Below are 5,233 nucleotides of genomic sequence, written 5' to 3' on the forward strand. Positions count from 1 at the left end.
GCCCCCTCCCCCGCTCACCGGCGAACAGGAGCGGGACCCGACGCCCTCGGCAACCGCATGCTCCTCGCCGACCTGCCCGTACCGCGCCGCCCCCCGCGCGCGCCCGACGGCAGCGCCCCGTACACCGTGAACGACCAGCTCCTGGTCGCCACGGCCCTGACCGTGGCCCGCTGGAACCGCGCGCAGGGCCGCCGCACCGCCCCCGTACGCGTCACCATGCCCGTGGACGACCGCCCGCGCGGCATGGAGATGCCGATCGGCAACGGCACCCGGCTCACGGAGGTGGTGGTCGCGCCGGAGACCCGCGCGGAGGCGCGGGCGATGGCGGCCGAACGGCCGGACCCGGCGACCGTGGACCGGCTGCTGCGCCGTACGGCGGCCCACACCCGCGCGCTGAAGTCCGCGCCGGGCCGCCCGCTGGGGCTGGTCGGCGCGCTGCTCACCGCGCCGCTCGTACCGGTGGGCGTGCGCGCCGCGGTGACGCGCGGGCTGCGCCGGGCGGCCGCGCCCTGGGCGTCGACGACGCTGCTGAGCAACATCGGCCGGCTGCCGTACCCGCTGGACTTCGGCGACGCCGGCCGGGCGCACGCCGTGTGGTTCTCCGCCCCGGCCCGCCTCCCGCGCGGCCTGACGGTCACCACGGCGAGCACCGGGGGCCGTATCCATCTGGCGCTGCGCTGGACGCGGGCGCTGCTGGACGACGCGGCGGGGGCGGAGCTGGGCCGCCTCTTCACGGAGTCGCTGGCCGCGACGGCGGCCCCGGAGGAACCGCGCGAGCCGACCGCGCCGACCGTGCCGGGGACGGCCTCGGCACCCGCACCGGCCCCGTCACCAGGGAGGACGCCATGACACCGGACCGGCGGCCCGCCCCCGCCGCCCCACCCGAACCCACGACAGCCGCGACAGCCACGGCAGCCACGGCAGCCACGCCGAAACCGCCAACGGCCCCGGAACCGGCACCGCCACCACCGCGGACGCCCGCCCCGCCCCTGCGGGACTTCTACGAGGACCCGGCCGTCCCCGTCGCCTCCGGCGACGAACGCAGCCTGCGCCAGGCCCGCATGCTCGCCGCCGCCCTGAGACAGCCGGGGCAGTCGGGACGGCCGGGGCAGTCGGGGCAGCCGTCGCGGCCCGGGACCGGCGGTGGAGCCGGCCGCGGCGCGCTGATCCTGGACGTGGGCTGCGGTGACGGCCGGGCCGCCGCCGTGGCCGCGCGGGAGCTGGCCGGCCACCGCCTGGTGGGCGTGGACTGGTCGCACGACGCGCTGCGCCGGGCGGCGGCCCGCGTCCCGGCCGTGGTCCGGGGCGAACTCGACGGCCACGGCCTGCCGTTCGCCTCCGGCAGCGCCGACGCCGTGCTCTTCAGTGAGGTGGTGGAACACCTGGTCGACCCGGACGGCGCGCTGGACGAGCTGCGCCGCGTGCTGCGCCCGGGCGGCCACCTGATGCTGTCCACCCCGAACCTAGCCGCCTGGTACAACCGCGGCCTGCTGCTCGCGGGCGTGCAGCCGGTGTTCTCGGAGGTGAGCCTGCGGGCCGTGCACGGCCGCCCCGGCAACCAGGTGGTGGGCCATCTGCGGCTCTACACCGCCCGCGCGCTCAGGAGCTTCCTGGAGGCCTCCGGCTTCCGCGTGGTCACCGTGGCGGGCGCGCCCTTCCACGGCGTACCGCGCCCGCTGCGCGCGCTCGACCGGGCGCTGTGCCGGGTGCCGTCCGCGGCGTCGATCCTCCTCGCGCACGCCCGGCGGGTGTAGCGCCGTGCTGTGGTGGGGGGTGGCCGCCGCACTGCTCGCGAACGTCCTCTACAGCACCGGCTTCGTCCTGGAGAAGCGGGCGCTCACCGGGCTGCCGCCACTGAGCGCCGGCAGCCCGGGACGGCTCGTACGGCTGCTGCTCGGCAGCCCGCTGTGGCTGGCCGGCGCGCTGGCGCTGGCCCTCGGGTTCGCCGCCCAGCTCGCCGTCTACCGCACGCTGCCCATCGCCGCCGCGCAGGGCCTGTTCGTCTCGGGCCTGGTGCTGCTGCTCCTGCTGTCGTCGCTGCTGCTGGGCGAGCGCACCAGCGGCCGGGAGCGGGGCGGGGTCGTACTGATCCTGCTCGCCCTGCTGATGGTGGTCGGCTCGCTGCACGGCGCGGCGGACGCGGTGAGCCGGGCCGCGCCGCTGGGCCCGCTGCTCGCGGTCTGCCTGCCCGCGCTGGGGGCGGGCCTGTGGCTGTACGGGGCGGCCGAGCGGCGCGCCCGGCGCCGGCACCGCCCGCCGAGCAGCGGGGTGGCGTACGGCGTGGCCGTGGGCCTGCTGTACGGCGTCAGCTCGCTGGCCGTGAAGGGCGTCTCCGGGCTGCTGGCCGCGGAGGACATCGGCGGGGTGGCACTGGCCCTGCTGGGCTCCCCGTACCCGTATCTGCTGCTGTTCACCGGCGCCACCGGGCTGGTGCTGTCGCAGACGGCGCTGCAGCGCTGCCGGGCGTCGCTGATCGTGCCGGTGTGCACGACGGTGAGCTGCGTGTTCACGGTGGCCGGGGGGTCGTTCGCGTTCGGCGAGCCGCTGCCGGAGGACGCGCTGCGGCTGGCCCTGCGGCTGGGGGGCACGGTGCTCGCCGTGTCCGTCCTGCTGACGCTGGAGCGGGGGCAGGCGGCGGTGGGCGGGCGGGGTGACCCGCCGGAAGCGCCGCCGGGGGCGCCGCCGGACGCTCCGCCGGAAACCCGGGCGCCGTACGGGCTGCCGGAGCCGTACGAGGCGTACGACCGGCCGGAACGGCGCGAGCCGCACGAGCCGTACGAGGCTCACGGGTCACCCCGGTCGCACGGACCCCAGAAGTCACAAGAGCCGCACGAGCCGCACGTCAGGAGTTCGGAACCGTACGACAGGGGTGCCGGCACCGCCCGGACCTCGGACAAGGAGCCGTACACGTGAAGCCCGACGACCCCCTGCTGGGGATACTCGCCTGCCCGCTCGACAAGGGCCCCCTCGCCCTGCTCGGCCCCGAGGACGCCCTCTACAACCCCCGGCTGCGCCGCCGCTACCCCATCGTCGACGGCATTCCGCAGCTGCTGCCCTCCTCCGGCGAGACCGTGCCCGAGGAGGAGCACGAGCGGCTGATGGCGCGGCTCGGCGACGCCGACGCGGATGCCGGCGGCGCCGGTGCGGGGGGCGGGGGCGCCGATGGGGGCGACGGGAGCGGCGCCGGGCCGGCCGGCAGAGGTCCCGCCGGGGAGGGCACCTCATGACGCTCGCCGCCCGACTGGGCCCCCGGCTGCCTCCGAAGCTGGTCGCCGGGGTCGCCACCCGGCTCTACCCCGCCTACGAGCCGGAGCTGCGCCGGCTGCCCGACTTCTGCCCGCGGGGCGGCACGGCGGTGGACGTCGGCGGCTGGTACGGGCCCTGGACCCGCCGCCTGGCCCGGCACGCGGACCGCGTCGTCACCGTCGAGCCGGTCCCCGACCTCGCCCGGGTGCTGACGGCCACGGTGCCGGCCAATGTCACCGTGGTGCAGGCCGCCGCGGCCGACCACGAGGGCACGGCGCGGCTGTGGCTGCCGGCCGGCGGGGGCGGCGAGCGCGGCGTCTCCTCCCTGGTGCGCCGGCCCCTGCACGACACCTCCGTGGAGGTGCCATGTCTTCCCCTCGACGACCTGGACCTCATGGACGTCACCCTGGTGAAGATCGACGTGGACGGCAGCGAACTGGCGGTGCTCCGGGGCGCGGAGCGGCTGCTCCGCAAGGAGCGGCCGGCGCTCTTCGTGGAGCTGGAGATCCGCATCCAGCCGCTGGAGCCGGTGCTCGACCTGCTCGCCGGGCACGGCTACCGGGGCTGGGTCCTCCCCCACCGCTCCTGGGTGCCGCTGATGGCGTTCGACCTCGCCCGGCACCAGGCGCGGACGCAGCACGTGGCCGAGCACGGGCTGCTGCGGCGCTCCCTCCTGCCGCACCGCCGCTACGTCAACTCGGTGCTGTTCCTGCCCGACGGGCGGCGGCCGAGGCCCCGCACGGTGGCCCGGGCGCGGGCGCGGGCCCGCGTGCGCCACGATGGGAGGCATGAGCTCCGCTCCTGACCCCGCGTCCGACCCCGCGTCCGCGTCCGACGGGCGGCTTCCCGGTCCGCTGCTGTTCCAGCTGGTCCTGCTGCGCAGGATGGCCGACCACCGGCCGGACCTGGTCGAGGACGCCCGGCGCGAGCTCGGCGTCAGCCGCGCGGACCAGCGGGAGGCGAATCGCCGCTGGCAGGCGATGGTCCGCTCGCCGCGCTCGCGCGGCGCGGTCGCCCGGCTGGCGTCGCTGCTCGGGCCGCCCGAGGAACGGGGGCCGCGCCGGGTCGGCGACCTCACGTGCGAGGCGCTGCGGTGGCCGGTGCCGCTCTGGCCCGATCTGCGGTTCGAGGTCCTGACCGCCCCGGGCGGTCAGGTCTGGAACGAGTGGCTGGTACGGGCGCGGGGTGCGGCGCCGCCCCTGCTCCGCTCGGTGGCGGACCTCCGCCCGTGGAGTTGCACGGTGGACGAGGTGGCGCGGGCGTTCCCCCCGGCGACGCCCCTGGAGGGGTCGGCGCCGACCCGCTGGCGTCTCGCGTTCACGCCGCCCGACGCGGGTCCGCTGGTCGCGGACTTCACGTGGGGCCTCCTCCAGGAGGTCTCCCCCCGGTGAACCGTGCCGAGGGCACGGGGTCTTCGCTCCGGGGTGGGATGTGGCCGGTACGGGCGCGCGAAGCGAGGTGGGGGGTTGGCGCGCCCTGCGGTCCGGCTCTCTCGGAACGGCAGCAGGTCAGGGCGCCAGGCAGGCAACGCCCGGAACCTCGGGCGGGATTGCCAGATTGGTCGGGTCCACGAAGCCCGTCGCTTCCTGAACGGCACATTCGACGGTTGCCACCGGGTCCGGAACAGCACTGGCCGGGGTGGCAAGCAAGCCGAGGAACGCGAAGCCCCCTAGGGTTACTACGACAACACGGCGCATGACCGCCCCCCTTCTGAAGTAGTGCGACATGTCACCGCGAGGCTTCCCGCGTGGGCGAGTGCGATGTCTCATGTCACCCTTCGTTCATAAGTTCCCCCCTCCGGGCGGGTTCGCGCGACGTCCACGGTATGGGTCGTCCCTGACGTGACCGTCGTCGACGTGAGCGTCCCAAGTGTTTGCCCGCGCCGTCGGTGCGGGAACCACCACCCCACCCCGGCCGAAGGCCGGGCTCTTTCCCGCCCCTTCGGTGCGGAGCACCACCTCCACCCCGGCCTACGGCCGGGCTGAGG

The 5,233-nt window shown here is 76.6% G+C and carries 5 protein-coding genes and 2 pseudogenes; 6 read left to right on the forward strand and 1 reads right to left on the reverse strand.

Going from position 1 to position 5,233, the window contains the following annotated elements; translation table 11 throughout:
- The 6 genes and pseudogenes from ACSNOD_RS28055 to ACSNOD_RS28080 form a co-directional block, all read left to right on the forward strand.
- Positions 1-849, forward strand: a pseudogene (locus ACSNOD_RS28055) (hypothetical protein); the annotation flags it as partial.
- Positions 846-1,754, forward strand: a complete 909-nt coding sequence (locus ACSNOD_RS28060; RefSeq protein WP_436769874.1) for a class I SAM-dependent methyltransferase — start codon at positions 846-848, stop codon at positions 1,752-1,754. The pseudogene ACSNOD_RS28055 and the gene ACSNOD_RS28060, both read left to right, overlap by 4 nt.
- Positions 1,755-1,761: 7 nt before the next feature.
- Complete coding sequence (locus ACSNOD_RS28065) at positions 1,762-2,913, forward strand: hypothetical protein (protein WP_436769878.1); 1,152 nt, start codon at positions 1,762-1,764, stop codon at positions 2,911-2,913.
- Positions 2,910-3,110, forward strand: a pseudogene (locus tag ACSNOD_RS28070) (Trm112 family protein); the annotation flags it as partial. The gene ACSNOD_RS28065 and the pseudogene ACSNOD_RS28070, both read left to right, overlap by 4 nt.
- A gap of 113 nt (positions 3,111-3,223) precedes the next feature.
- Positions 3,224-4,051, forward strand: coding sequence for an FkbM family methyltransferase (locus tag ACSNOD_RS28075; protein ID WP_436769875.1), 828 nt, complete (start codon positions 3,224-3,226; stop codon positions 4,049-4,051).
- Positions 4,035-4,637 carry a hypothetical protein gene (locus tag ACSNOD_RS28080; RefSeq protein ID WP_436769876.1) on the forward strand — a complete coding sequence of 201 codons (603 nt, stop codon included), beginning with the start codon at positions 4,035-4,037 and terminating at the stop codon, positions 4,635-4,637. The genes ACSNOD_RS28075 and ACSNOD_RS28080 overlap by 17 nt, the downstream gene beginning before the upstream one ends.
- 117 nt (positions 4,638-4,754) lie before the next feature.
- Here ACSNOD_RS28080 and ACSNOD_RS28085 read toward each other — a convergent pair whose 3' ends face one another.
- Positions 4,755-4,943, reverse strand: a complete 189-nt coding sequence (locus tag ACSNOD_RS28085; RefSeq protein WP_436769877.1) for a hypothetical protein — start codon at positions 4,941-4,943, stop codon at positions 4,755-4,757.
- Positions 4,944-5,233 lie beyond the last annotated feature (290 nt).

The sequence above is a fragment of the Streptomyces sp. URMC 123 genome (genome assembly GCF_051386515.1).
In the GTDB taxonomy this organism is placed as follows: domain Bacteria; phylum Actinomycetota; class Actinomycetes; order Streptomycetales; family Streptomycetaceae; genus Streptomyces.

Bases quoted from the DNA above. Each gene is read 5' to 3' on its own strand.
- ACSNOD_RS28060 (WP_436769874.1), top strand. From the start codon at position 846: ATGACACCGGACCGGCGGCCCGCCCCCGCCGCCCCACCCGAACCCACG.
- ACSNOD_RS28075 (WP_436769875.1), top strand. From the start codon at position 3,224: ATGACGCTCGCCGCCCGACTGGGCCCCCGGCTGCCTCCGAAGCTGGTC.
- ACSNOD_RS28080 (WP_436769876.1), top strand. From the start codon at position 4,035: ATGAGCTCCGCTCCTGACCCCGCGTCCGACCCCGCGTCCGCGTCCGAC.
- ACSNOD_RS28085 (WP_436769877.1), bottom strand. From the start codon at position 4,943: ATGCGCCGTGTTGTCGTAGTAACCCTAGGGGGCTTCGCGTTCCTCGGC.